The 24763-nt window shown below is 54.6% G+C and carries 22 protein-coding genes; 15 read left to right on the forward strand and 7 right to left on the reverse strand.

Annotated features, from left to right (window positions below):
* Window positions 1-83 precede the first annotated feature (83 nt).
* Window positions 84-644 carry a hypothetical protein gene (locus RBB76_RS25040; protein ID WP_429633827.1) on the reverse strand — a complete coding sequence of 187 codons (561 nt, stop codon included), beginning with the start codon at window positions 642-644 and terminating at the stop codon, window positions 84-86.
* A 301-nt stretch (window positions 645-945) separates the two neighbouring features.
* Between RBB76_RS25040 and RBB76_RS25045 the strand changes: the two genes are divergently transcribed.
* The 5 genes from RBB76_RS25045 to RBB76_RS25065 all read left to right on the forward strand — a co-directional run bounded on the left by RBB76_RS25045 (window position 946) and on the right by RBB76_RS25065 (window position 5966).
* Window positions 946-1491, forward strand: a complete 546-nt coding sequence (locus tag RBB76_RS25045; protein ID WP_429633829.1) for a hypothetical protein — start codon at window positions 946-948, stop codon at window positions 1489-1491.
* A gap of 172 nt (window positions 1492-1663) precedes the next feature.
* The gene (locus RBB76_RS25050) at window positions 1664-1978 is read left to right on the forward strand and encodes a hypothetical protein (protein WP_429633831.1); all 315 of its coding nucleotides are present in this window, start codon (window positions 1664-1666) and stop codon (window positions 1976-1978) included.
* 6 nt (window positions 1979-1984) lie between these two features.
* Window positions 1985-4069: a DNA polymerase gene (locus tag RBB76_RS25055; protein ID WP_429633833.1), complete on the forward strand. Its 2085-nt coding sequence runs from the start codon at window positions 1985-1987 to the stop codon at window positions 4067-4069.
* Window positions 4070-4267: 198 nt separating this feature from the next.
* The gene (locus RBB76_RS25060) at window positions 4268-5017 is read left to right on the forward strand and encodes a hypothetical protein (protein WP_429633834.1); all 750 of its coding nucleotides are present in this window, start codon (window positions 4268-4270) and stop codon (window positions 5015-5017) included.
* A 754-nt stretch (window positions 5018-5771) separates the two neighbouring features.
* A complete protein-coding gene (locus RBB76_RS25065) occupies window positions 5772-5966 on the forward strand; it encodes a hypothetical protein (RefSeq protein ID WP_433963488.1) in 195 nt (64 codons plus the stop codon).
* 866 nt (window positions 5967-6832) lie between these two features.
* Here the strand turns inward: RBB76_RS25065 and RBB76_RS25070 are convergent.
* Window positions 6833-8512: a prenyltransferase/squalene oxidase repeat-containing protein gene (locus RBB76_RS25070; RefSeq protein ID WP_429633836.1), complete on the reverse strand. Its 1680-nt coding sequence runs from the start codon at window positions 8510-8512 to the stop codon at window positions 6833-6835.
* Between the two features lie 120 nt (window positions 8513-8632).
* On the opposite strand from RBB76_RS25070, the gene RBB76_RS25075 reads away from it, so the two are divergent.
* Complete coding sequence (locus RBB76_RS25075; RefSeq protein ID WP_429633838.1) at window positions 8633-9136, forward strand: DinB family protein; 504 nt, start codon at window positions 8633-8635, stop codon at window positions 9134-9136.
* 16 nt (window positions 9137-9152) lie between these two features.
* Here RBB76_RS25075 and RBB76_RS25080 read toward each other — a convergent pair whose 3' ends face one another.
* On the reverse strand, window positions 9153-9749 hold the full coding sequence (locus tag RBB76_RS25080; RefSeq protein WP_429633840.1) for a CGNR zinc finger domain-containing protein: 597 nt from the start codon (window positions 9747-9749) through the stop codon (window positions 9153-9155).
* A 242-nt stretch (window positions 9750-9991) separates the two neighbouring features.
* Here RBB76_RS25080 and RBB76_RS25085 point away from each other — a divergent pair, with 242 nt between their 5' ends.
* Both RBB76_RS25085 and RBB76_RS25090 read left to right on the forward strand, forming a co-directional pair.
* Entirely contained in the window at window positions 9992-10873 is an 882-nt protein-coding gene (locus tag RBB76_RS25085) for an alpha/beta fold hydrolase (protein ID WP_429633842.1), read from the forward strand.
* Between the two features lie 118 nt (window positions 10874-10991).
* A complete protein-coding gene (locus RBB76_RS25090) occupies window positions 10992-11810 on the forward strand; it encodes a carbonic anhydrase (protein WP_429633844.1) in 819 nt (272 codons plus the stop codon).
* A gap of 19 nt (window positions 11811-11829) precedes the next feature.
* On the opposite strand, the gene RBB76_RS25095 is transcribed toward RBB76_RS25090, so the two are convergent.
* Complete coding sequence (locus RBB76_RS25095; protein ID WP_429633847.1) at window positions 11830-12993, reverse strand: VWA domain-containing protein; 1164 nt, start codon at window positions 12991-12993, stop codon at window positions 11830-11832.
* Between the two features lie 62 nt (window positions 12994-13055).
* The gene (locus tag RBB76_RS25100) at window positions 13056-13580 is read right to left on the reverse strand and encodes a hypothetical protein (RefSeq protein WP_429633849.1); all 525 of its coding nucleotides are present in this window, start codon (window positions 13578-13580) and stop codon (window positions 13056-13058) included.
* A gap of 72 nt (window positions 13581-13652) precedes the next feature.
* On the opposite strand from RBB76_RS25100, the gene RBB76_RS25105 reads away from it, so the two are divergent.
* Window positions 13653-15479: a SpoIVB peptidase S55 gene (locus RBB76_RS25105; RefSeq protein ID WP_429633851.1), complete on the forward strand. Its 1827-nt coding sequence runs from the start codon at window positions 13653-13655 to the stop codon at window positions 15477-15479.
* 165 nt (window positions 15480-15644) lie between these two features.
* Window positions 15645-16652 carry an NAD(P)-dependent alcohol dehydrogenase gene (locus tag RBB76_RS25110; RefSeq protein WP_429633853.1) on the forward strand — a complete coding sequence of 336 codons (1008 nt, stop codon included), beginning with the start codon at window positions 15645-15647 and terminating at the stop codon, window positions 16650-16652.
* 145 nt (window positions 16653-16797) lie between these two features.
* Here the strand turns inward: RBB76_RS25110 and RBB76_RS25115 are convergent, their stop codons facing one another.
* Window positions 16798-17754, reverse strand: coding sequence for a glycosyltransferase family 2 protein (locus RBB76_RS25115; RefSeq protein ID WP_429633855.1), 957 nt, complete (start codon window positions 17752-17754; stop codon window positions 16798-16800).
* Window positions 17755-17970: 216 nt separating this feature from the next.
* Here RBB76_RS25115 and RBB76_RS25120 point away from each other — a divergent pair, with 216 nt between their 5' ends.
* From RBB76_RS25120 to RBB76_RS25130, 3 genes are all read left to right on the forward strand, one after another.
* Window positions 17971-20211, forward strand: coding sequence for a hypothetical protein (locus tag RBB76_RS25120; protein ID WP_429633857.1), 2241 nt, complete (start codon window positions 17971-17973; stop codon window positions 20209-20211).
* Entirely contained in the window at window positions 20211-20858 is a 648-nt protein-coding gene (locus RBB76_RS25125) for a trimeric intracellular cation channel family protein (RefSeq protein ID WP_429633859.1), read from the forward strand. Before RBB76_RS25120 ends, RBB76_RS25125 begins: the two co-directional genes overlap by 1 nt.
* A gap of 139 nt (window positions 20859-20997) precedes the next feature.
* Window positions 20998-22290, forward strand: coding sequence for an FtsX-like permease family protein (locus tag RBB76_RS25130; protein ID WP_429633861.1), 1293 nt, complete (start codon window positions 20998-21000; stop codon window positions 22288-22290).
* Between the two features lie 91 nt (window positions 22291-22381).
* On the opposite strand, the gene RBB76_RS25135 is transcribed toward RBB76_RS25130, so the two are convergent.
* A complete protein-coding gene (locus RBB76_RS25135) occupies window positions 22382-23014 on the reverse strand; it encodes a hypothetical protein (RefSeq protein ID WP_429633864.1) in 633 nt (210 codons plus the stop codon).
* Between the two features lie 125 nt (window positions 23015-23139).
* On the opposite strand from RBB76_RS25135, the gene RBB76_RS25140 reads away from it, so the two are divergent.
* Together RBB76_RS25140 and RBB76_RS25145 are read left to right on the forward strand one after the other, a co-directional pair.
* Complete coding sequence (locus tag RBB76_RS25140; protein ID WP_429633867.1) at window positions 23140-23619, forward strand: carboxymuconolactone decarboxylase family protein; 480 nt, start codon at window positions 23140-23142, stop codon at window positions 23617-23619.
* Between the two features lie 92 nt (window positions 23620-23711).
* A complete protein-coding gene (locus RBB76_RS25145; protein WP_429633870.1) occupies window positions 23712-24515 on the forward strand; it encodes an ABC transporter ATP-binding protein in 804 nt (267 codons plus the stop codon).
* Window positions 24516-24763: the final 248 nt, after the last annotated feature.

Consider the following 24763-nt stretch of genomic DNA (forward strand, 5'->3'; position numbering starts at 1 on the left):
ACTTATCGCTTGCTCGCAACAATCGGTAAGTCCGTTTCATATGAACCACTTACGAGACCAATTCTACACGACCAAATGCAATCTTAGTCGGTCTTTTCCAGCCAAATCCGTTTGATGGAAGTGTCGCTCACCCCGTATCTGTCGGCCATGCGTTGGAACAGATCTTGAAGTCTGACACCGGGGCCACGAAGACTTCTGATCATTTCACGAATCTTTGCACGCTCCGCCGGATCTTCCAGCACGTTAGGTCGACCGCCCGTTTTATGGCGTGGTCCACCCTTCGCTGAATCCTGCATCCGGCTACGAAGATCAGCTAAAACATTCTTCAGAGATCCGATCTGATCTAGTTCTTCGGCTGTCGGTTCGGATTGTCTCAAAAGCCGATCCGCAAATTCTCCTGATCGGAATAGAGCAAGTTCTTGTTCGAGCTGCGGAGGCTCGGTCCTGCCCGAGCGTTTCACCGGAAGAACGTCATCCACTCGATTCAGGATCAGATTTGCCAAAATCCCATTTTCACGCATGGCCGCATTAAATTGAGCAATAGCTTGTTCCTCGCTGAGACCCAGTTGTCGCAACCAAGCGGAAAGGTCTCTCATCAGCCCATCCAAGACTTTCAGAATCTCTTGCTGCGTCTCTTCTTTCAAGAATGCGAATCTCCGTAAATGTATGGGTGGCATCTCAGGCTATCAAACCCGATACGTTGGCGATCAATTTGGGCCAAAACAGCTAAGTAGATGTTTTGACCTGCAGCGGATCACATCAGCCAGGGGTCTTGTATAGGCCTAGCGAATCCCGCAATCTCGACTGCATGAACGCACATCGCAAAACAAAACAAGTGGCTAAAATTTCGAAAAGTGCCAGCGGGGTGACGGGTGGCGCGTCGTCAAAAACCCCTCAGCTCAGAGCAGAGCGCAAGCTTTAACAAAGAAGGCCGGGAAGGGATCATTGCCGAAAGCCAAGAAGGTTGCTCATCAATCGCGAGCCAGAGCGAAGGTCGCCGCTCCTCGCACAGAAGCCCAATACCTCGCAAAGCCGGAAAAGTTCAAGGACACCTGGGACCGAGTTCTCGGCGTGGTATCGAAGATGCGACGCGAGAAGATTTCTCTCGCCGAGGCTTCGCGCGACGCAGGCATTAGCCCACGCACTGTAACCAGGTGGGGCAAAACAGCATTGCAAAAACAGAAGAACGGCAAGTACGCAGCTAAGAAGTCGGACAGTCTGCTGCGACTGGTCATGATCCCGACACCGGACGGAACACGCGACATCGCAGTGAAGGGTTCCAAGCAAGTTACGCTGCTTGCCGAATATTGGAACGCCCTCCATCGCTATTTGCAGACTGGCGACGCATCGCGACTCAAGAAGTTCCAGGGCAAGCACATCAGAGATGCAAATGGTGTGGATATTCCGCTGTCGGTAGATCTCAGTGCATTGAACCGCTTGGGGTCCGCTGGTGTTTTGTCGTTCGAATCCCTGTATGCGAGGACCACATGAAGAATATGCAGCCGCAACGAGACCCATCAAGGCCTACCAACGCAAGTCGACTACTGCGCGCCGTGTCGGAATTAACAATCGTTGCAGATGCGGCGAGACACGGATTGAAGCGTTGGTTGGACGTAGCGGGATCTGTGCCGAATGTCTACGGACAAAGAGGGGTCACACCATCATGGATAACCATCATGTTGCAGGAAAATCGAACAGCCACGTCACGGTGGCTATACCGGCAAACGATCATCGGTCCGTGTTGAGCGTGGGTCAGTACGACTGGCCGAAAGAAACGCTCGAAAATCCTAAAGGCTGCCCGCTTCGAGTTGCTGCCGGATGCATTCGAGGATTCACCGAAACAGTTTGTTACCTCATCGAGGAACTACTGCACTGGATCGCCGAGATGCTGGAGTTGCTGAGTGCAGTTCTGATCGAAAGACTCGGACCAAATTGGTGGTTCGGTACACCTATAGCTCAATTTGCGAGGAAAGGGTAAGAACAAATGTCACGAATCAGTTCACTCCCGATTGCAGTCCGCGTTTATCCTGAGAAAGAAATTTCCCCCGCCGAAGATTCACGAGCAAGCAACCAGAAGCGCAACAAATGGAGAGGACCCAATGCGATGCTGGTGTTCGATACGGAGACGCGGGTCGATGCTACGCAACGCCTCACCTTCGGCAGCTATCAATTTTTGATCAATGGGGAATGCCAGGAAGAAGGATTATTCTTCCCGAACGATTTACCAGACCAGGACCGCAAAGTTCTTGAACGTTACGCTGCGGAGCATCCGGCAGAAGCTAACAACACAAAATTAAAGCTCCTCACACTGAATCAATTTGTTTCAAAGTTTTATTTGGCTGTGTACAAAGGCCGCTGTCTTCTGGTCGGTTTCAATCTCCCCTTCGACTTGTCACGAATCGCTCGCGATGCCACTGCGGCACGTGGACGGTTCGCTGGGGGCTTCTCCTTCAGCCTTTGGCCTTATGTTGACAAGTTCGGTAACGAACTCGAAAACCGATTTAGGCCAAGAATATGCATAAAACACATCGATGGAAAACGGGCTCTCAAGGGATTCACGGCTCGGAACGGATGTGATCCCGAGGATCTCATTCCTGAAGGATCGCCAACGGGTGAGCCTGAGGAGGGATCTAAATTCCGCGGGCATTTCCTAGATTTGCGAACGTTAGCGTTTGCCTTAACGGACAGGGGATATTCTCTGGCGGATGCGTGTGAAGCATTCGAAGTGGAGCACGGAAAACAACATGCTGAACACAATGGCGATATCACAAGCGAATACATCGACTACAACCGGCGAGACGTTTTGGCCACGGCGGAATTGGCGGAAAAGCTGCTTGCGGAATTTGATAAACATCCGATAGAGCTGCAGCCAACAAAAGCATATTCACCAGCTTCGATTGGTAAAGCTCACCTGCATGCAATGGGAATTACGCCAATTCTTGAGAGACAGCCTGATTTTCCGAAGAAATATCTCGGTTACGCTCAATCCGCGTTTTTTGGCGGACGCACGAGCGCACATATTAGAAAAAATCCAAAACCGGTGGTTTATACGGATTTTCTTTCGATGTATCCAATCGTGAATATCAATATGGGTCTCTGGGAATTCGTGACGGCTCGGGAAATCACAATTGAAGAGCACTGCGAAAAGGAAATAACCGAATTTCTCAATTGCGTTTCGGCTGATTATTTATTTAATCCGGATACCTGGAAAAATCTCACGGCGTTTGTCCAAATAATCCCCGACGGCGATATTCTGCCTTCCAGGAGCAAATACGCCACCGCAAGCAATGATTGGCAGGTAGGCGTAAATCACATGTACAGCGACGCAGAGAACTCGACTGCGCTCTGGTTTGCATTACCTGATGTCGTTGCGTCCGTGATTCTAGCTGGTCGCGTTCCGAAGATCGTCGCTGCCTTCCGGTTGAAGGCAAAAGGCAAATCTAAGGGACTAAAACCAATTAGTCTCCGCAAGGCGATCAAGGTTGACCCTCGCAATCAGGATCTCTTCAAAGTCGTCATTGAGGAGCGCAAAAGGTTGGCTTCTCGCACAGACATGCCAAAGTCTGAAAAGGGCCGGCTGGACAAAGCCCTCAAAGTGCTCGCGAATTCCACAAGCTACGGCATTTACGCAGAGATGAACCCACAGGAATCGGACGAGAGAGTGAATGTTCTTTGTCACGGTATCGATCCTGATCCGTTTACCTGCAAGGTCAAACATCCAGATATTCCAGGCAAATACTGCTTTCCACCCCTCGCAGCTCTGATTACAAGCGGTGCACGACTCATGCTGTCGCTACTAGAACATTGTGTTTCGGAGCAAGGTGGCACGTATGCAATGGAAGATACCGACTCCATGGCAATCGTGGCGACAGAGCGCGGCGGACTCATTCCATGTCCAGGCGGATCGTATCTAAAAGATGGCCAGCCCGCGATCAGAGCCCTCTCGTGGAAAGAGGTTGAGGAGATTGCTAAGCGGTTTGAAGCTCTCAATCCTTACGACCGGGATGCAATACCTGGATCAGTTCTGAAAATCGAAGGAGATAATTTTGAGCCGAAAACTGGAAAGTAGCGGCAACTTTACTGCTACGCAATCTCCGCCAAGCGGTATGCCCTGTTCCTCAAAGACAAACATGGCAATCCTGAACTGCTCAGAAAGGGAGTCAACAACGATGAGGATCGATGGTCTGAGCATGGCCTTGGGCATCTACTAAATCCAACCGATCCCGAAAGTGACGACCGGAAATGGGTCGGACAGGTATGGCTGAATATGGTGCGCAATGCATTCGGTTTACCGGCGGTGGCTTTCGGATTTGAAGATCGGCCTGCTGTTGGTCGCGTCACGGTAAGCAGTCCCGCTGTCATCCGGCCATTGGCAAAACTGAACGAGGGTAAACCCTACTCGGAACAGATCAAACCATTCAATTTCTTGCTAACTTGCCACGTGAAGCCGTTCGGTCATCCCAAAGGAGCGGACCCTGAACACTTCCACCTCATTGCGCCGTACAACAACAGGTCGTCGCAGTGGCTCAAGACGGACTGGATTGATCAATATTCTGGGAATAGTTATCGGATTTCGACCTCCGCGCACACGGGAAGCGCGCGAACGGCCCTGGTCAAGACGTACGGGGACGTCCTTTGTGAATATGAATTTCATCCTGAATCGAAATGCGCAGATGCAACGGGAAATCCCTGTGACAAGCAGACAGTCGGATTGCTCCAACGTCGGCACGTCACCGTCGATCAAATTAAATACATTGGCAAAGAGTCCAACCACCTGGAAGATGTCGATGCGGGACTCGTGCATTGCGGCGAGAGCATTTACACGGAATATATAGACCAGAGCCGGGATGAGTGGCAAACGAAGATTTTGCCCGTGTTGAAACGGTTGCCTCTAAAGACGTTGATCAGTGAAGGCGGACTCTCTCGACGTGCTCTGCTGGATATTCGCGCAGGACGCAGCAGGCCGCATGCCAAGAATCAGGAGCGTTTACAGGCTATTTTCTGCAATGGTGCTTAATGGTATTTGGTTGGACGGAATCGGACTTCTGAGTAGTGATCCGATCCAACTAGCATCGTTCCCACGATGCCGCGAAAACGATCCAATGAATAACGTTTACCACCCACCGTGCCAGAAAGGCATCGCTGGAACTGAGGCCCACGGAGTGCAAGCCAGTCTGTAAAAGTCACAATCCTGACAAAAAATATTGCCGCCACAGCTGGGACTGTCCAAGCAACGGCTAAGCGCTAAGCAGTTGAAGGGAGGCCTGTAATCTGGGCCGCGCCCAGGCGCATACTGAGGCTGCGCGAAACCTTGCGACGACGCAGCCGCGATTGCCGATTTATGCAGCTGTCCAAACACATCATTTATAGCTATGGTTTCACCTTGTTTGAAGTGGAGCTCGACGACTTTTAGCGTCTTGCCGCAACAGACATGAGTATCACCGGTCGGGCTGACACCTGCCACCAACGATTTTCTTATATCCAGCGCCAAATGACAGAGACATCCAGATGATCGAGTCCAGGGCGTGACTCTAACGAATGCCGGTTTATCGTCGATCGCCTCAACGGTTGCAGTGTTTACGGACTCTAATTGACTGGCAATCAATTCCTCGACGTTCATCAATTTGGACATCAGACCTCCTTCACTCAATGGCCTAAGCACAATCGATAACGTTCGGCACATGCGGCTTGACAAGCTGTACGCATTCCGAATTCGTAGTGATTACAGGCTAAATAGCACTCCTGAGCAAGTCGGTAGCAAAAAGAAGGATGTGACGGCGACGGGGGTGGGGGTTGGGGTGGAGGTGGTGGGGGCTGATGGGCTGCAATACACGCTTGATAGCCAATTTGACAAATCTCCTGACACTCCCTGCCATCCGGGAGCGGAAGACAATTCGAATTGCATTCATGCAGCTGAATACTGCAATCAAGGGGGGGCCGCATATGTGACTGCGGATGTCGGCTAAAGTGAGGTGAATATAGGCTGTATGACACTCCCGGCATAGGGTTCGACGGCAATTGTCCGTGTCCTGTATGGTGGGACTCTGCCGATCCCCGCGCAGACGCACTCAGCTGGCTGAAAACATCTTCTGCTGTAAGGGTTTCGCCCTTTTTGAAATGCAATTCCACGATTTTGAGACTTTTACCACAACAAACATGGGTGTCGCCGGTAGGCGTTACGCCCTCAAGGGAAGATTTTCGAACATTTATCGCTAAATGACACAAGCACGTCCTGCTGGCTGCTACCCACGGAGTTACTTTCACAAGATCGGGCTTGTCTTCTATCGCCTCGACCGTAGCGGTAAATTTTGAGCTGGATTGATCTTTCAGAAATTCGTCGATGCTGAGATGATCACTGGGCATACTCTAAAGTTCTCCTCTTCGCGTCGTGCTGGGGAACAACAACAAGAAGGGCCCTGTATGTTTTGGATCTTTCTGCGAGGCGAATTATACACTCCGGGAATAATCAAGTACACGTTAATATTCGACCGTCGCAGCCATGCAAGAGACTTGGAGTGAACATTGTCTACAAAACGTGCTTCTTTGCCGTGTGCCCCTCAACAAATTTGCTAATCTCCGTAAGGGCATTTTGCTTTGACTTCGCGCTGCTCTTACCTGCGGCTCGTAACCAAATTACCAAAATCTGGTCAAGCCCCATACTCTCCCTAAACCGCTGCCACAATATGAGTTACGCGTGGCAGCGGTTACAGTCCAACTTCTCTATGCTGGAGAGCAGTCAAAATATTTGATCAAAACGATCTTCGGAACGTATCTATTTCGTCCCACGTCCTCCCACAAAAGAGAACCCAATAGAAACGCAGCCTGTTTCCGATCAGTACAACAGATCAACTTTGAGTATCTCGCGCGAGTATTTCGACGCAAAGTGCCATGTCACTTCTATTAACGGTCGCACACTGGCCTCCGTGACATCAGCCGCCTTGTGGATAATCTCATCCCTCAGATGTGCGAGCGATTCAAGTTGGCTTCGATATGGAATGATCTCGTTGACGTTCAGGAGTTTCTTAAACTTCAGGTGCTCCTGGAAAACCTTTAATGCTTCTCTGAAGCCGATTGTCTCCGCGTGGTCTCTCCAAATCTTCTTCTGTTCGTGATTGAGAAAGGAGTAAAGCAAAGACTCTAACCCTTGGTGCGCCGCTATGACAGCCAGCCTTCGCGATGTGGGGTTGTCCTCTCGCAGAAACCTAAAGGATCTTCGAAGAAACCCCTGGGCTGCGATGAAGTAAGGATCAGTAGGAATAGATGGGAGGGATTGGAGTGAATTTAGCGCTTCTAAAACAATCACGGTACAAAGAGAATAGTTGAATCCGTCTTCCTGCCAGAACCCAATTTCGTTTTGCTGTGACATCAACCAGCTTTTCGCACTTTTGAGAGCATGTGAAATACCCGGCAATCCGGCCCGTGCCAGTGCCTCACAGATAACTACTGTTATAAACACATCCGGTTGCTTCTTAATTCCTGCATTCACTTCGAAATCGGTACACCAGGCACCTTCATTTGTTTGTTGCTGAAGTAGCCATTTGGCAGCAGCCACAGCGAGCTTCTTCTGGGAATCGGATGTTGAGAGTCTCAAGATTGCCAGGCAGGCGACTGCGGTTGTCGCGACACTCGGCGCCACCTTGTATGGGCTTCCAGGACGAACTTCAGCTTCTTCCCACTTTTCGTCTTCGGCACTTTCGTACACGCGTTTCAACACGATTTCGATTTCGTCACTGAGTCCTACGGTCAGCTTTGAACTTCGACTCATCATCAACAAATCGAAACAAAGAGAGCGAATGCCGGACGATCCAACATCCTCAGACAGGAGACCCGACAATTCTCTTTCGAAATCACTGAATGCGTCTTCGAAACCTCCGACATCAAAATGCTCCGCGAATCTGTATCGTGAGACGCCCCACTCGACAAACTTGCCGCTCGGTGCGGACCAGAAAATACTGCTCAAAGGTCGAACGGGGTCCTGAATGTTCTTGTTGCGATCCTTTGTCCAGTCAGCAATTACATCTTGAATGAGATCGTCGCTGATTTCTTTCCGCATGAAGACGATCACATCCAGCAATTCGTCATTCAACACCCATTCGCGGGTTTTCAGTAGTGTTTTCAATGCGCAACTCGATTTTTCGACGTTGGTAGGAATAGCTTTTATTTTGTCGCCCAATTTTCGGATCTCTTCGGTAACAAAGTCATGAAATGGATTCTGCACCCGTCCGGTCTGCCTCTCCCTCGCCTTTGCTGTCGCTTTAGGAGTGTTGGCATCAATTGTTTTCAGTCTTTCGAGGTCAAGTACCCGCTTTGCAACCCTTTCCTGCAGCAGCCCCTTCTCCAATCCAGCTTCTAGCCCGAGACGGTTCAGTTCGACAGCAAACTGTGAAGCGTGAGTGTGATCGAGAGTTAAACTACCCCATACGAAAGGGCGCGACAGCCTTTCCTCGAAGTTACGTAGATCTTGCAATTGAAAGTACGATTCATAGATTTGCGCTACCTTTTCCCAGTCCATTTCTCTCCTAGAGCCAAGAAGCATTTCCGAACCACCATCCTACAGGGGGAGGCAGTTTTGGAGCCCCCTATCTCCTATCCCGTCAACGTCTGACGCAGTGGTGCGGGTTAGAATGCTGGGATGACTACGACGCTTGATGCTGTTGCTGCCGATTTTCTTGATGTTTCCTGTCGCAGACTCGACATGATGACTGAGTGCTTTGAGGCTTGTTTGCGAAAGCTGAGCTACGAGCAGGTGTGGCAGCGGCAGGGGGCGCATGAGAATGCTGTGGGGAATCTGGTGCTGCATCTTTGCGGGAATGCGCGGCAGTGGATTATGCATGGAGTGGGCGGGGCGCCGGATGTGCGGGTGCGGGATGCGGAGTTTAGCGCCGATGGGGGGATGAGTGGAGAGGAACTGATTGCGCTGTTCCGTTCGACGTTCGATGAGGCAAAGGGTGTGATTGCGGCGGTGCCGGCGGAGCGACTGGCGGAGAGGATCACTCCGCAGGGGCGGAACGTGAGCGTGCTGGAGGCGATCTACCAAGTGGTGGGTCATGTGCAGCAGCACGTGGGGCAGATTATTTTGGTGACCAAGCAGATGACTGCCATGGACCTGGATTTGACGATACCGCGACCTCGGTAACGTTGCTGGCGTGGGGCTAATTTTCTGCCTGATGGCGCTTACGAAAGGCGGCGACTTTGTTGCGGTTGCCGCAGGTGGCCATGCTGCACCAGCGACGATGGTGAGAGCGGGTTCGGTCGTAGAACCAGAGGACACACTCGGAGTCTTCGCAGTGGCGGACCAGGTTGAAGTCGCCGGTGGCGAGGAGTTCAGCTGCGGCCTCGGCTACGGGGGCGAGAATCTCTTCGGGGGTTCGCTGCTTCCATTCGCGCTCGAGGTTGAGGGTTCCGCCTTTGCCGGGTGAGAGTTTGAGATGACTTTGTGATTCGGCAAGGAAGGCGTTGAAGTGGGCTACGTCGGCGCGCTTGCCTGCCTTTCTGGTTTCGACGAGCTTGCGGATCGCCTCACGTAAGGTGCGGGCGCTGTGCAGCAGGGTGTCAGGTTTTGAGTTCGCGAGATTATCCTTGACCGGCCAACCATTGTCGGCAAGCCATCGGAGAACGTCTTTGTCAGTTTGGAGAGAATCTACGAGTTCGCCATTGAGTAGGAAGACCGTATTAAGAAGTTCGAGCGCGAGATGGTCTGCCACACGCGGTGGCGTGAGAGGTGGGACGGGCTGGGAGTCGTTCGGCATGGGGTGAATTTCCTCCGCTATTTATTGTAACTCCTGAAACCTCTTTGGGCAGGTTACATCTTATTTGTAACCGCTGAAATTTATTTTCGGTGGTTGGAGTTGAATTGTGTTTGGAGGACAGTATGGATCGTCGCAACTTCATTACAGGTGGTGGCAGCTTGCTTGCATTGGTCGGCACCGCTGTTCCAGCTGGCCTTTCACAAGGCTTGAAGAACATCGGAAGTCCCAGGAGAACAAAAGCTATGTCCAAGAGTTCAGAAGTGCCGCTGACTACCGTTCATCGCGTTGAGGCCGATGGTGTGAGTGTGTTTTATCGTGAGGCTGGGCCGGCTGATGCGCCGGTGGTGCTGCTGTTGCACGGCTTCCCTGCTTCGTCGTTTCAATATCGCGAGTTGATTCCTCGGCTGGCAGATAAGTACCGAGTGATTGCGCCGGATCTGCCAGGGTTTGGATTTACTGAGGTGCCGGAGACACGGCAGTACAAGTACAGCTTCGATGCGTTGGCGAAGACGATGGTGGCGTTTACTGATGCGCTTGGTTTGAAGCGGTATGCGTTGTATGTGTTCGACTACGGTGCGCCTACAGGGTTTCGTTTGGCGATGGCTCATCCGGAGAGAGTGACGGCGATCGTTTCGCAGAACGGGAATGCTTACGAGGATGGGCTGGGTGATGCGTGGGGGCCGATTCGTAGGTATTGGAGCGATCCTTCGGGCCCGAATCGTGAGGAAGTTCGTAAGGCGGCGGTTAGCTTCGAAGGGATTAAGTTCCAGTATGTGCATGGGGTGCCGAATCCTGAGGCCATCAAGCCTGAGGGGTACTGGCTGGATTATGCCCTGGTGAATCGGCCGGGCAATACGGATATTCAGCTGGATCTGTTTTTGGACTATCAGAACAATGTGAAGTTATATCCGAAGTTTCAGGAGTACTTCAGAAAGGCGAAGCCGCCGCTGCTGGCGATCTGGGGCAAGAACGATCCGTTCTTTATTCCTCCGGGGGCGGAGGCTTACAAGCGGGATATTCCGAATGCGACGGTCCAGTTTCTGGATACGGGACACTTTGCGCTGGAGACGCATGTGGAGGAGATTGCGGCGGCGGTGAGGGAGTTGTTGCAGAAGGCTGTTTGATGATCTGAACAGACTTTATCGGGCCGTTCATAGAGTAACTGTGAACGGCCATTTTTATGGTCTGTTTTCGTAACGCATGGTAAAGTGAGCATCCCGGCCCCGAAAGGAGATTTCATAGATGAAGAGAGATTTCGCTCTTGCTGTCCTGGTGTGTGCCTTGTGTGGTATCTCAGCCCATGCGCAGATTCTCGCTGCCGCTGCTGGTGTCAACGCTGACGATTTTGCTTACTCAGGAGATAAAGGTCCGGGCTTCTGGCCGGAGTTGCACGGCAAAGACGGAAAAGAGTTTTCGGCATGCGCTCCGTCGCCTTCTGCCCGACAGTCGCCGATTGACATTGAAACAGTGGTTGAAGACCCGGCACTTCGGCCTCTGGATGTCAGCTTTGTCGAGGCGCCATTCGTGATGAAGAATCTGGGTTACACGATTCAGGCTACGCCTGCGTTCGGGAGTTCTTTGACCTTGGATGGACGCAACTACTCTCTCCTCCAGTTTCACTTTCATACTGTCTCGGAACACACTGTGGCGGGCAAGCATGGCGTGATGGAAGTGCACTTTGTCTTCAGGCACTCGGATACGGATTTTGCAGTGATCGGAATGCTGTACAGGGTTGGAAGGTCGAACGCGTTCTTAAAAACCTTGATTGATGCTGGTCTGCCTGAAAAGACGACGTCAGCGGAGGTCACGGTAAAACCAAATCTTGAGAAGGCGCTGACCGATTCATCGCAATACTTCACGTATCCCGGATCTCTAACGACTCCGCCCTGTAGCCCGGTGGTGACGTGGCTGATTTTGAAGGAGTGGGCAGAGCTGTCGCCGGAGCAGGCTGAAACCTTCCGCAAGATTCTTGGGAATGATTTCCGCCCGCTTCAAAGCCCAAACAATCGGGTAATACATGCGACCGTGAGACGGTGGCCTTTTGATGTGGGCCAGCCGTGAACTACTCCATAAGGCGGCGCTACTCGACGGGAAGTTTGGCGTTGTAACCGTCGCGGGCGATGACTGAGTATTTTTGGGGTTTTCCCTTTTCGTCCTGCATGCGGAGGGGGTGGCCTTCGTTGTCGACCAGAAGAACTTTGACCTTGCGGTAGGTGCCGTCGTTCTTGTTGTTGGTGGGGCGGTAGGTGAGGATGTACTCGTTGCGGATGGATTGGTTGATCTGGGAGAAGATGTCCGGGAGTTCGCCCTGGAAGATGGGGGCGAAGCTGAGGCCACCGGTCATCCTGGCGAAGGTTTGTAACTGATTTTGCGCCTGAAGGTAGTCGAGTTCGCGTGGGCCGCCTCCGCCACGCATTTCATTCAGCATGGCTCCGGTGCTGATGGTGAAGATGGTGATGTTCTGGGTGGATTTAACTTTGGCCAGCATCTTGTCGAGGGTGAGCTTAGAGAATGTGTCGCGGCCAGATCCGATGAGGATGATGTACTTGCGGCCTTCGATTCGGCTGGTGCGGTCGAGGGTCTCGTAGAGGGCGTCGAACATGTCGGTGTCGGAGAAGCCAGGGATGACGAGAGAGGAGAGCGACTGGGCGATGAGCTCTTTGTTGTTGGTGAAGTCGGTGAGGATGTGGGTGCGCAGGTCGTAGGTGACGACGGCGATGTAGTCATCGGGACGCAGCGTGCGGAAGAAGCTGTAGGAGGCGTTCCGCATGTCGTTGATGAGGTAGTAGCTATTGGCGGCGAACTCGAGCAGCATGACGGCGGTGATGGGGGTCTGCGTGGTGCGGACGCTGGTGATGGTCTGGGGGACTCCGTCTTCAAGGATGAGGAAGTTGTTGGCCTTGAGGCCGGGGACGAACTGGTGAGTCTTGTCGAGGATGACGCTGGCGTCGATGTTTACGATGGGGACGTCGACGCGGAGGGAGAAGGTCTCGTTATCGGGATTTTTGACCTTGGGGGCGACGGGAGCGGGCGGCGGGGGCTCGTCGGCTTCCTTCTTTTTTTTGAGGACGATGGTGCCGTTGTCGGTGTCGGGGCCGGCGTCGTCGGGAGAGGGTGGGGTGGGTTTGGTTTGCTGGGGCGCCTGAGAGTTGTCCTGGGCATAGGCGGCGGGCAGGGTGAGGACAATGGAGCAGGAGAGAAGGAGAAGGATGCGGGCCCTGAGATGCGGAAGGATTGTCATCATCTGAAACTTTACTCCGAATGTTGGACGGGTTTTCGTTGCCTATGGTGAGTAGGCGCTTAAGGCTAAATGTTTGTTGATGAGTTTACGGTTGATGCTGGCTGGATGGTCTCCCGAATGGAGGCCCAGCCTGTGGGGCTTGCAGGGTACTCGACGTAGACGACCATGGAACGTCCTTTGAAGATGGCGGGTGGGCCGCCCGTCTTGGAGACACTTTGGATGGTGAAGAGACTCATTTCTACGGCAGTGCCTTGATTGAAGAGAATGGTTTCGGGGGTGTTTTCGAGGAACTCCAGCTTGAAGGATCGAAAGGTACCTAGCAAATCTGCTTTGAGGGCTTCGATCCCTACGATGTAGTTCTGGTAGGCGAGAGCCTTGATGACCTCGGGGTGATGGTACGCGAGGATTTCTTTGACATCGCCTTTTGCGAAGGCGAAACGAATCGCTTCGCCGGTTTTACGGAGTGAGTTTCTTTGCTCGGGCGAACCCTGGAAGTGATTGGCGGATGGCTTCGATTGAGCCTCGCCGGTGGAGAACAGAATGGAAGGCGCGGCACAGCAGGCGGCGGTGAGGAGCTGTCTCCGGTTCATAGGTGACTCAATATTCGCATAGGGTACGGCGGATCGCCGTTGATGAGAGCGTTCTAGTACTCTGTAGACGTGATGGCTGCGGTAAAGACTCGGTTGTGGATGGTTGGCCTGGCAGTGGGCGGGATGTTGGGGAGTTCTGTGCTGGTGGGTGGGGCGCAGGCGCAGGTTCAGACGGTGAGTGGGGAGGGGTGGGCGGCGGTGCCGGTGCCTTCGGCTGCCCCGGCCGTGACGAAGTTCTTTCCGCTGGCTGAGGTGAAGCGGGGGATGCGGGGCGTCGCTTATACGGTGTTCGAAGGGGTGAATCCGGAGCCGATGCAGGTGGAAATTCTAGGGCTTTTGCGGGATGCGCTGGGGCCGGGGCAGGACATGATTCTGGCGCGGCTGCATGGGGACAAGCCGGAGTATACGGGTGTGGTGGCGGGAATGAGCGGAAGCCCCGTCTATATCGACGGGCGGCTGGTGGGCGCGCTGAGTTATCGGATTGGGCAGTTCAGCAAAGAGCCGATTGCGGGGATTACGCCCATCGAGTCGATGCTGCAGGTGCGGGATGAAGATGGCGCGGCGGGCATGAGGCTTGCTTCAGTCAGCAAAGATTTTGAAGGGCAGCCGCAGATGCGGGCGATCGAGACTCCCCTGGTGATGGGCGGCTTTAGCCAGGAGACGGTGGAGCGGTTTGGAGACAGGTTCAGGGCGATGGGGTTGACGCCGGTGGTTGGGCTGGGTGGCGCGGACTCTGCTGCGGTGCAGCCGGAGCCGCTGGTGCCGGGGAGTGCTGTGAGCGCGGTGCTGGTGCGGGGCGACCTGTCGATGGCGGGAACTTGTACCGTGACCTATGTGGATCCGAAGCGGCTGCTGGCTTGCGGTCATCCGATAACGCAGTATGGGCCGGTGGATATGCCTATGACGAAGGCGACGGTGCTGGCTTCGCTGGCGTCGCCGCTGAATGCGTTCAAGATTATCAATACGACGGAGACGGTGGGGGCATTCACGGAGGATCGGGCCTCGGCGATTATGGGGCGGTTTGGGTTGGAGGCGCGGATGATTCCGGTGGTGGTAGAGGTGGTGCCTCCTCCAGCGGATAAGGGAGCAAAGGCAGAGGCTAAGACGCTGCACTTTGAGGTGCTGGATAACCGGCAGCTGACACCCTCGGCGATGCTGGTGTCGGTGTATCAAAGTCTGCAGACGAACAATACGGCGGCGGAGGAGTTGAGCTATCGTCTGTCGGGCGAGATCGATGTCAAGGGTCTGCCGACGGTACGGATGCAGGGGTTGATGGCGCAGAATGAGTTGAACCCGGCGACGATCAATGCGGCGCTGCTGGTGAACGACCGCTTCAGCAAGGTTTATGGGAATGCGTTGGATCAACCGGTGGTGACGGGGGTAAGGCTGAAGGCGGAGGCGATTCCTGCGAGGATGACCGCGGTGTTGGAGTCTGCGCGGCTGAGCAAAATGGAAGTGCGTGCGGGCGATGAGATTGAGGTGGAGGCGATGGTGCATCCGTACCAATCCGAGGCGCGGATGGTGCGAGTGAAGATGAAACTGCCTGAGGATTTGGCCGCGGGAACGATGCGGGTGGTGGTGAGCGATGGCGCGACAGTGGACCGATTGACGACGAAGAACGGGGCGGAGCGGTCCGTGGGGTTGGCAGATACGGTGGCGGCGTTGAACAGGATGCACGCGAACGACCGCGTGTATGTGACCCTGCTGGATCATGCGACTCAGGCGGTGCTGGAGGGGGAGGCTTTGCCGCAGATGCCGTTGTCGATGGCGAATGTTTTTGAGCCGTTAAAAGATGCTCAGAAGATGCAACTAACGGGGGAGAGTGTAGTTGCTGGCGGGTCGACCGATGCGGGGTATGCTGTGAGTGGCTCGCAGGTGCTGAACATGATTGTGAAGTAGCACGGTGAGGGAATACGCGGGCCAATAAGTGTTGAAGCAGATCTTGTTACACGATTGTTGCAATGGTGCGATTAGCGTGTGGATGATTTTTTTGCTCTGGGTGGTGTTGTAGCATCAAAGGGTAGGCGCGACGGTTAGGTTCCGCGCTAAAAGGAAAGATTTCGAATGAGTGAAATTCATGGCTTTGCGGTGCACGCGGCCGGTGCACATTTACTGGCGTACAAGTATGATCCGGGCGAGTTGCAGACCCATGAGGTGGAGATCAAGATCTCACATTGCGGCGTGTGCCACAGCGACGTTCATCTGATCGATAACGATTGGGGGATCAGCAAGTATCCGTTTATTCCGGGCCATGAGATTGTGGGAACCGTTGTGGGGGTGGGCTCGGGGGTGAAGGACCGTACGATGGGTGAGCGGGTCGGAGTCGGCTGGCAGGCGGACAGCTGCGGGATCTGCGAGTGGTGCCGGCAGGGGCAAGAGCATCTGTGTGCGAAGTCGCAGCCTACCTGCGTGGGCCGGAACGGAGGGTTCGCGGATAGAGTTCGGGTGAACTCGCGGTTTGCGGTTCCAATTCCGACGGCGATTGAGAGCGAAAATGCGGCTCCACTGATGTGCGGCGGCATTACGGTTTATGCGCCATTGATGAACTATGGCGTGCGGCCCTCGTCGCGTGTGGGAGTCATTGGAATTGGTGGCCTTGGGCATCTCGGTGTGCAGTTTGCGAAGGCATTTGGCGCGGAGGTGACGGCGTTTTCGACCTCGAAGGATAAAGAGGCGGAGGCGAAGGAGCTGGGTGCGCACGAGTTCGTAAATACGCGGGATACGGGCGCGTTGAAGAAGGTGGCAGGGTCGTTTGATTTTCTACTTTCGACTGTGAGCGCGGACCAGGACTGGCAGGCCTATGTGAGTGCGCTGCGTCCGAAGGGTACGTTTTGCATCGTTGGCGCGTCTCCTTCGCCGCTGCAGATCCAGGGGGCGTCCTTGATTCACAGCCAGAAGGCGATTGCGGGTAGTAACACGGGTAGTCCGCATGAGCTGAGCGAGATGCTGAATGTAGCGGCACGGCATGGAATAAAAGCGGTCACCGAGAAGTTTGCGATGGCGAAGGCGAACGACGCTGTGACCAAAGTGAAGAAGAACCAGGTTCGGTATCGGGCTGTTCTGACGAACTGAGACTTACTGGACTTCAATGAATGGTGGGGTTTCACCGCTATTTACACCCCAGCCTAATCCCTTCAGGGGGTTGGGCTTTTCATTTGAGCGTTATTGCGGTGCTTACTGCCGGGAGATTCTGGAAGCAGTTGTATTCCCTCCACAGTCACTCCACGGAGGTTTCGACGCTGGGAGTTACTGGGATTCTTTCTCGGAACAGCATCCTTCCAATTCTTTTCGAAATATCGATCGGGTGAAGAACCGAAGCGGCTGTCAGATTGGCTGCTGCTCTCAGATAATTGCCGTCGAGAAGATGCTGCCCAGCGATGCGGGTGTGAAGTTTCCATAGACCTAGTCGGCGGCGTTGAAGCCTTGCCGGGATATTTCTGGGCAGCTGGGTGAGAAATTCCTGGAACGAGATTTCGGGAAGATTTTGCACTCGACGACGGTGTGAGTCCTCTGTCCAATATCTCTTTCGCTGCATCTCGGCGAAGATTCTGTAGGTGTTGGCGTCGCGATGGAATCTATAGGCGACCAGAGGCTCACACACCACCAGTACCTGCCCCTTCTCGGCAAGACGGCACTCAAGGTCCCAGTCATCCACGGGATAATATTGCTCCCGGAATCCACCGACCTCGCGCAGAGCCGAGGTACGAGCCAGCATGGTAGAACCCAGAAGGCACCCATCCTTTATGGGATCGTAGAGTTTGACACCGTTGGTTGCCGTCAGCTTATCTGAGTTTGCCCACGAATGTTTCCCGCCGATCTTGGTGTTGTAGGCGAAGATGGCAAGAGCTTTGGGATAGGTGTCTGCTACCGTCATCTCGCGATGCAATCGATGCGGAAAGCTGATGTCGTCCTGGTCACTACGAGCAATGTATTCGCCACGAGCTGCTTGTATGCCCCGATTCAAAGTTGAGCAAAGCCCTCCATTCTCCTTTTGCATGATGCGTATGCGCGGGTCGGAGAAGGACTTTATGATTTCGACCGAGTTGTCGGTGCTTCCGTCGTCAATGACTAGAAGTTCGAAGTCTTTGTAAGTCTGAGCCAGCAAAGAAGTTATCGTCTCATCCAAATGAGACGCTCCGTTATAGACGGGAACCAGGACAGTAATTCGTGGCATTAGTCTCCTTGCAGTGCCACATAATGCATAAACTAACCGCTGCTTTGGAGAGGCGACACTCTTCTCCGCTCGCTACTTTAGCCTCAATAGATTCTTGAGGAGGATCTTAGTCCAAGAAATGTTGAATGCCTCATTAAAAACAGCATCACCCGAAGTTTGAACTGATTCTTCAAGGAAGTACCTTCCAAGACGAAGTGCTTTAGACTCAGGATCAGAATGATGCGACGAGTGTTGGTTACGGGATTGGCGGTGGGGTGTTCCCTGCTGTCCGGGTGGGTGAGCGCGCAGGGTACGAAGCTGTGGAGCGTTGAGCGCTACGACGAGATGGAAAAGGGCAACGCTGAGGGTGTGGCTATCCGCAGCGATGGGCGGCTGGAGCCAGGCCCCGTGACTTCCCTGATGTATGAGAGCGGGAAGAGCTACGCGTGGTCGCTGGCCAGCGATGCTACCGGAAACGGCTATGTGGGGCTTGGGGGCTCGGCGGCAGGGTCGGCATTGGTTATGAAGGTGACAGCCGCGGGGAAGGCTACGCAGATTTTTGCAGGGAAGGAGCTGGCGGTTCAGGCGGTTCGTGTCGCGGCTGACGGAAGCGTGCTCGCGGCGACATCACCGGATGGAAAGGTGTATAGGATTCCAGCGGATGGAGGAGCAGCGGCGGTGCTGTTCGATCCGGCGGCGACGGAGGAGAAGCCGAAGTATCTGTGGGACCTGGCGGTGGGAAAGGGTGGCGAGGTGTATGTTGCGGCGGGAGCTCCGGCGGTAGTGTACCGAGTGCCTGCGGGAGGCGGTAAGGCAGAGGTGTTGTTCAAGACCGCTGATCAACACATTCGGTGTTTGCTGCTTGGTGCGGATGGGATGCTGTGGGCCGGGTCGGATGGATCGGGTGTTGTGTATCGTTTTGCGACACAGACAGCGGGGGCGAAGCCGTTTGCGGCATACGCCGCGGGACGGAGAGAGATTACAGCGCTGGCGACTGATGCCGCCGGGAATATTTATGCCGCGGGGGTGGGGACGAAAGGACACTCGACGCTTCCTCCATTACCGGTGACGGGCGGCGTTGGGGTGACGATTACATTTGTGCAGCCAGGGTCGTCGACGGCTGCTGGCGCGAATACGCTGGTGCCGGATGGATCTGAGATTTACAAGATTGCGGCGGACGGCGCTCCGCAGAAGCTGCTGACGCTGAAGGATGATGTGGTGTACGCGCTAGCGGTACGGAATGGGAGCCTGCTGGCGGCCACGGGAAATCGGGGCCGCGTGTATCGCGTGGATACGGACGGTGGAGGACGGTTTAGCGATGTCGCACACCTGGAGGCATCGCAGGGGATGGCTTTTGCAGCAGTGAAGGATGGTCTGCTGATCGCTACCAGCAATAGCGGGAAGGTGTTTCGACTGGGCGATGCGGTTGCAACCGCGGCTACCTATACGAGCGATGTCTTCGATGCGCAAAGCTTCTCGCAGTGGGGACGTGCGGAGGTAAGGGCCGGAGCGCCAGCGGGGTTTGATCTGTTTGTGCGGAGCGGCAACGTCGAAAGTCCTGTGATGGGTTGGAGCGAATGGGTAAAGGTTGGAACGGGTGGGAATTTTACGGTTCCGGCGGGACGGTTTGTGCAGTGGAAGGCAGTCCTCCGGCCGAGCGGCACGGTGGATGCAGTGGCATTGAATTATCTCCAGCGCAATCTTGCTCCGGTGGTGGACGAGGTGGTGGTACAGCCAGGAGCGCGGGTGACGCCGGTTACTCCGGTCCCGGCGAATGCGACGGTGCAGGTGGCCTTCCCTGCTGCTTCAGGATCGGCGCCGGTGACCTTTTCACCGGATGCGAGTTCAACTCCGCTGACCGCTCAGAAGGATAAGACCGCAGTGACGGTTCGGTGGATGGCGCATGATGACAACGGCGATGACCTGATGTTCGCTGTGTGGTATCGCGGGGTGGGCGAGGCGAACTGGCGGCTGTTGAAAGACAACATCTCGGAGAAGGTGTTCAGCTTCGATTCGCCTTTATTGCCGGATGGTAGCTATGAGGTGAAGGTGATGGCGAGCGATGCGCCAAACCATACGGATGCGGAGGCGCTGACAGGAGAACGGGCAAGCGAGGTGTTTGTCGTGGACACTACGCCGCCTGTGCCTGGAGTGCTGACGGCGACGATGGTGCGGTCTGTTACGAAGAGCGGCGCCGGAAAAGCGAACGAATACTCCGGGGAGTCGATTCATGCGACGTTGGAGGCTCGCGATGCTACTTCGCCGATTGCGCATGCAGAGTACTCGATCGATGCGGGACCGTGGCAGTATCTGGAGCCCGTGGGGAAGGTTTCGGATTCGCTTGCGGAGCGCTATGACTTTACCGTTGCTGTGCCAGCCGCACCTGCAAGTGTGACCGATGCGAAGGAGCATGTGCTGGCGGTTAGAGTGTACGACCGGTACGAGAATGTGGTGGCTGTGAAGGCGGTTGTGCGGTAATGGCGCTGCGAGACTGGTTCCCGAAGTACGGGCAGGATGTGGTGCTGCTGGCGGTTGACCTCGTAGGGACGTTTGTCTTTGCAGTCGAGGGGGCGCTGGCTGGAATTCGGGGCGAGTTGGATCTGCTCGGGCTGCTGGTCGTGTCGTTTGTGACGGCACTGGGCGGGGGCACCGTTAGAGATTTGTTAATTGGCGCTGTGCCTCCGAACAGTATCCGCGATTGGAGATATGGAGCGACGGCGCTTGCGGGCGGGGCTGCGGTGTTTTGTTTTTCTCCGTCGTTTCAACATGTGCCGCAGCAGTTGATGATTACCCTTGATGCGGCGGGACTGGCTCTGTTTGCGATGGCGGGTGCGGGGAAGGCGCTGGAGTTTGGAATCAATCCGATGATCTCTGTGCTTATGGGCGTGCTGACTGGCGTGGGCGGTGGGACGATTCGTGATGTTCTGATGGCGCGAGTGCCGGGGATTTTGAATACGGATATTTATGCTTCGGCTGCGTTGGTGGGAGCGGCGGTGATGGTAATTGGACTGGCGTTGAAGGTGCCTCGAACGATTGCGATGACCTTGGGTGGGGCTTGTTGCTTTGTGTTGCGGATGGTGGCTGTGGCGAAGCATTGGAATCTGCCTAAGGTAATAGCGCATTAATGCGCGTGTCCTGCCGGACGGGCCCACTGCGCGTGGAGCGGTCACTTCGTGACTTGTATACCTTAATGAGACGGGTGAAAGGCGTGCGGGCCTCGCGTTGCTCGGCGCTTGAGGGAGCTGAATAGTAAGCTGGGATTCGATGCGATTTGAATTTTTTATTGCGGCGCGTTATCTGCGGGCGAAGCGGCGACAGGCTGTGGTGGGAGTGATCACAGCTATTTCGGTGATTGGGGTTGCGGCTGGAGTCGCTTCGTTGATCATTGCACTTGCGATTACGAATGGGATGCGGAGGGATTTGCAGGAGCGGCTCGTGGGGTCGACTTCGCATGTTGACCTGATGCGCGTGGCGGGTGACGGTATACGGGACTGGAGGCCGTTGCTGGAGCGGCTTCGCGGTGTGTCGCATGTGGTGGCGGCGGCTCCGGGATTGTATGGGCAGGTGCTCATTTCGAAGGGTGCCCGGAGTGGCGGCGGATTGGTGAAGGGAGTGATTCCGGCAGATGAGAAGACCGTGGGGGATCTGCTGCAGAGCGTGGTGCAGGGTTCGGCATCGGCGCTGGAACCGTTGGCTCGGGGGGAGGCTCCTTGCGCGGATGGAGCGCGTCCTCGAAATGACTGTGGGAACGGTGTGTCGCGAGAGATTCCGCCGATTGTGATTGGGCAGGATATGGCGGACACGTTGGGAGCAAAGGTTGGGGATGGTGTGCTGGTTACGAGTCCTCAGGGCGAGCTGACACCGCTGGGGCTGGTGCCAAAGTATGAGCGGTTTCAAGTGGCTGGGATCTTTAAGTCAGGGTTTTATCAGTATGACTCGAGCTACGCGTTTCTTCGGTTGGCGGATGCGCAGAGTCTGTTCAGTGAGCCAGATTTGATCTCGGTGATCAGCTTCAAGGTGGATGATCTTTATCACGCTGATCGTGTTGGCCGGGCGATTGAAGATGCGGCGGGTAAGGGGTTTCAGACAACGAACTGGATGGAGCAGAATCGGGAGCTGTTTCGTGCGTTGAAGCTGGAGCAGGTGGTGACGTTTATTGTGCTCGCGCTGATTGTTTGCGTGGCTGCACTGAATATTTTGATTGCGCTGACCATGATGGTGATGGAGAAGACGCGCGATATTGCAGTGATGATGAGCTTTGGGGTCAGGGCGGATCAGGTGCGTCGGATTTTTTTGATGCAGGGGTTGTTGATCTCGGTGATTGGGACGGTGTTGGGGCTGATTGTGGGTTATGGATTGAGCTGGCTGGGTGGACACTACCGGTTTATCCGGCTGGATGCTGCGGTTTATTCGATTGATTATCTGCCGTTCGCGCCGCGGATTTGGGATGCGGTGATTGTGGCGGCAGTCTCGTTGGGTGTGAGTCTGATTGCTACGATTTATCCAAGTGGGAGCGCGGCCAAGGTGTTGCCGGCGGAGGCTTTGCGATATGAGTGAACGAGGGGTTGAGAAGCGAATCGATAGCTGAGGTGTCTTCGCTCTCCTGCTCAATCAGCGGCTGATCTTGTGAGAATTCAGCAACATGATCCTATCGAGAGCAGCCAGCAGGAACCATGTGTTCGGGATAATGCCCTGTATTTAGAACCTCTAAATTTTTCTTCTGCTGTATACGGTCGGGAACGCAAAAATCATTTCGAACACTGTCCGGCAAGAGTTCGTCGTTATATGGGGATTGCGTCCGTCTAAGATTCGCAACCTTGGGATCGACAAGTTTGCCCTGTTCTTTGGAAGCATCGCTTGCGGCTTCGGCGTCATATTGCGTGCCGAAAATCTGTGGTCTACCAATGATTTGCAGGTACCGGTCTAGCGTTGCCGCAGCAATCCACTTCGAGGAGTTATCGCCTCTCAAAAGAGCCTCAATCGCAAAGATGTGAGCCATCATGTAATCATCCGCCGCCTCGCCATGCTGGAAGAGGACGGCAGCATCATGAAAGTCACCTGCGGTTTCGATCTCCCCTTTGGCAAGCATCAATCGAATCTCAGATCGCCGAACAACTCCATGCCGGTTGTGCTCTTGTTCAGTAATATTGCCTGGGTTTTCGTTCTGATCTTCGGCGTATAGCTGATGTATTCGAGATATCGTGATCGGTTTGACACCGTTCGTAGAGGGCGTCTGAGCCAAAGCAAAAGAAGTGCCGACTAAGAAAACGATGTTGAGCATCGTGGAATTTGGACGCGGCATAAGACAGCATGCTACAGCATGCAAGTTCAAGTTGGTTCAATGTTTAACGAGCGTTAGACTTCTAGTATTGAGAAAATCGGCTCACGTCCCAGCATGGAGCAAATATGGAACCGAGATTGAGGTATGGGCAGTTGGCGCCGGAGGGGTTAGCGAAGATGACGGCGCTGGAGCACTACCTGAATACAGAGACGAGGCTGGAGGCTTCGTTGCTGGGACTTGTGAGGTTGAAGATTTCGTTGATGAATGGGTGTGAGTATTGCGTTCGTGTCCATACGGCTGAGTTGAAGAGGGCGAATGAGACTGCGGAGCGGGTGGCGGGCGTTGGGGATTGGCTAGAGTCGGAGGCTTATACGAAGAGGGAGCGGGCGGCGCTGGCTTGGGCGGATGCGGTGACGAATATTCAGGAGGGGCATGCTCCGGAGGCCGTGTATGACGAGGTGAGGGCGCACTTCGATGAGGTTGAGACGGTCAATCTTACTTTGGCAATTACGACGATGAATGCGTGGAATCGCATTGCGATTTCACTTGGAAGGCGGCCGGAGCACGACGCTGCGAAAAGCTTCGGTGCAGAGATACATAGCTGAAGGCAAATGCGGGGGGCTCTCCACTACGTCGGCAAAACGCCGCCTCCGGTCGAGATGAGATTTCTATTGGGAATGGATGATGAGGTGAAGGGTTGAGCGATCCGTTGGATGGAGATGTGAGGTTTGAGAATGAGGGGACGCTGGAGCCGCTGCCTGTGGTGCGGGAGCGCACGGTCGTGATGCGTGCGGTGGGGCTGACGAAGACGTATGAGGCCGTTGCGGGGAAGAGTGGTTCGGGGCGAGCCGGGCTGGAGCTGTTTCGTGGGCTGGACCTGAAGGTTCATGCGGGGGAGATGGTTGCGATTGTGGGGGAAAGCGGCGCGGGGAAGAGTTCCCTGCTGCATCTGTTGGCGGCGCTCGATACGCCTACGGCTGGAGAGGTCTGGTGTGGTGAGAGCCGATTGAGTTCGCTTACGCCGCGGCAGGCAGCGGAGTTTCGCAATCGGGACGTGGGGTATGTATGGCAGTTTCATTACTTACTGCCAGAGTTTACGGCGCTCGAAAACGTCGCGATGCCTCTGCTGGCTCGCGGGATCAGATCGGCGGAGGCGCTGGAGAAGGCGCGATTCTGGTTGGACGAGGTGGGGCTTGGCGATCGAGGGGAGAATCGTTCCGGGGAGTTGAGCGGAGGGGAGCAACAGAGGGTGAGCGTGGCGAGGGCCTTGGTCACGGAGCCGAAACTGCTGCTAGCAGATGAACCGACGGGAGATCTGGATGGGAGAACCGCGGAGGCGGTGTTCGGTTTGATTCAGCGTCTGCATGAGGCGCATGGGCTTACGAGTGTCCTGGTGACGCACAATCTGGAGTTTGCGGAACGGTGTGACCGGGTGCTAAAGCTGCGGGAAGGCAGGCTCACGGATGGGCGAGCGATGGTTCAATCTGAATCGGCGCACTGAAGCGAGACCCAGTTGCTGATCAACACTTTAGTGAATCAAGATATGAATTTAGCCCTTTTTCAGCTCCTTCGGGCTCGATAAACTCATCCAATATACGGGAAAGATTGATTCCATACACAGTGCACCCAATTTGGTGCTGGTTTTGCACAGGCCACGTCTAACAAGAGTGCTAAGTTTATGCATAACTTTCGAGTGATTTCGAATATTTTGTGCATGCGACTACACTAAGAAGTAGTGGGATGGATGCT

The sequence above is a fragment of the Tunturiibacter psychrotolerans genome, from assembly GCF_051013365.1.
Taxonomy (GTDB): Bacteria; Acidobacteriota; Terriglobia; order Terriglobales; family Acidobacteriaceae; genus Edaphobacter; species Edaphobacter psychrotolerans_A.

Bases quoted from the DNA above. Each gene is read 5' to 3' on its own strand.
- RBB76_RS25060 (WP_429633834.1), top strand. From the start codon at position 4,268: ATGGTGCGCAATGCATTCGGTTTACCGGCGGTGGCTTTCGGATTTGAA.
- RBB76_RS25120 (WP_429633857.1), top strand. From the start codon at position 17,971: ATGATGCGACGAGTGTTGGTTACGGGATTGGCGGTGGGGTGTTCCCTG.
- RBB76_RS25135 (WP_429633864.1), bottom strand. From the start codon at position 23,014: ATGCTCAACATCGTTTTCTTAGTCGGCACTTCTTTTGCTTTGGCTCAG.
- RBB76_RS25100 (WP_429633849.1), bottom strand. From the start codon at position 13,580: ATGAACCGGAGACAGCTCCTCACCGCCGCCTGCTGTGCCGCGCCTTCC.
- RBB76_RS25050 (WP_429633831.1), top strand. From the start codon at position 1,664: ATGGATAACCATCATGTTGCAGGAAAATCGAACAGCCACGTCACGGTG.
- RBB76_RS25090 (WP_429633844.1), top strand. From the start codon at position 10,992: ATGAAGAGAGATTTCGCTCTTGCTGTCCTGGTGTGTGCCTTGTGTGGT.
- RBB76_RS25105 (WP_429633851.1), top strand. From the start codon at position 13,653: ATGGCTGCGGTAAAGACTCGGTTGTGGATGGTTGGCCTGGCAGTGGGC.
- RBB76_RS25125 (WP_429633859.1), top strand. From the start codon at position 20,211: ATGGCGCTGCGAGACTGGTTCCCGAAGTACGGGCAGGATGTGGTGCTG.
- RBB76_RS25075 (WP_429633838.1), top strand. From the start codon at position 8,633: ATGACTACGACGCTTGATGCTGTTGCTGCCGATTTTCTTGATGTTTCC.
- RBB76_RS25085 (WP_429633842.1), top strand. From the start codon at position 9,992: ATGTCCAAGAGTTCAGAAGTGCCGCTGACTACCGTTCATCGCGTTGAG.
- RBB76_RS25140 (WP_429633867.1), top strand. From the start codon at position 23,140: ATGGAACCGAGATTGAGGTATGGGCAGTTGGCGCCGGAGGGGTTAGCG.
- RBB76_RS25055 (WP_429633833.1), top strand. From the start codon at position 1,985: ATGTCACGAATCAGTTCACTCCCGATTGCAGTCCGCGTTTATCCTGAG.
- RBB76_RS25110 (WP_429633853.1), top strand. From the start codon at position 15,645: ATGAGTGAAATTCATGGCTTTGCGGTGCACGCGGCCGGTGCACATTTA.
- RBB76_RS25070 (WP_429633836.1), bottom strand. From the start codon at position 8,512: ATGGACTGGGAAAAGGTAGCGCAAATCTATGAATCGTACTTTCAATTG.
- RBB76_RS25115 (WP_429633855.1), bottom strand. From the start codon at position 17,754: ATGCCACGAATTACTGTCCTGGTTCCCGTCTATAACGGAGCGTCTCAT.
- RBB76_RS25095 (WP_429633847.1), bottom strand. From the start codon at position 12,993: ATGATGACAATCCTTCCGCATCTCAGGGCCCGCATCCTTCTCCTTCTC.
- RBB76_RS25080 (WP_429633840.1), bottom strand. From the start codon at position 9,749: ATGCCGAACGACTCCCAGCCCGTCCCACCTCTCACGCCACCGCGTGTG.
- RBB76_RS25130 (WP_429633861.1), top strand. From the start codon at position 20,998: ATGCGATTTGAATTTTTTATTGCGGCGCGTTATCTGCGGGCGAAGCGG.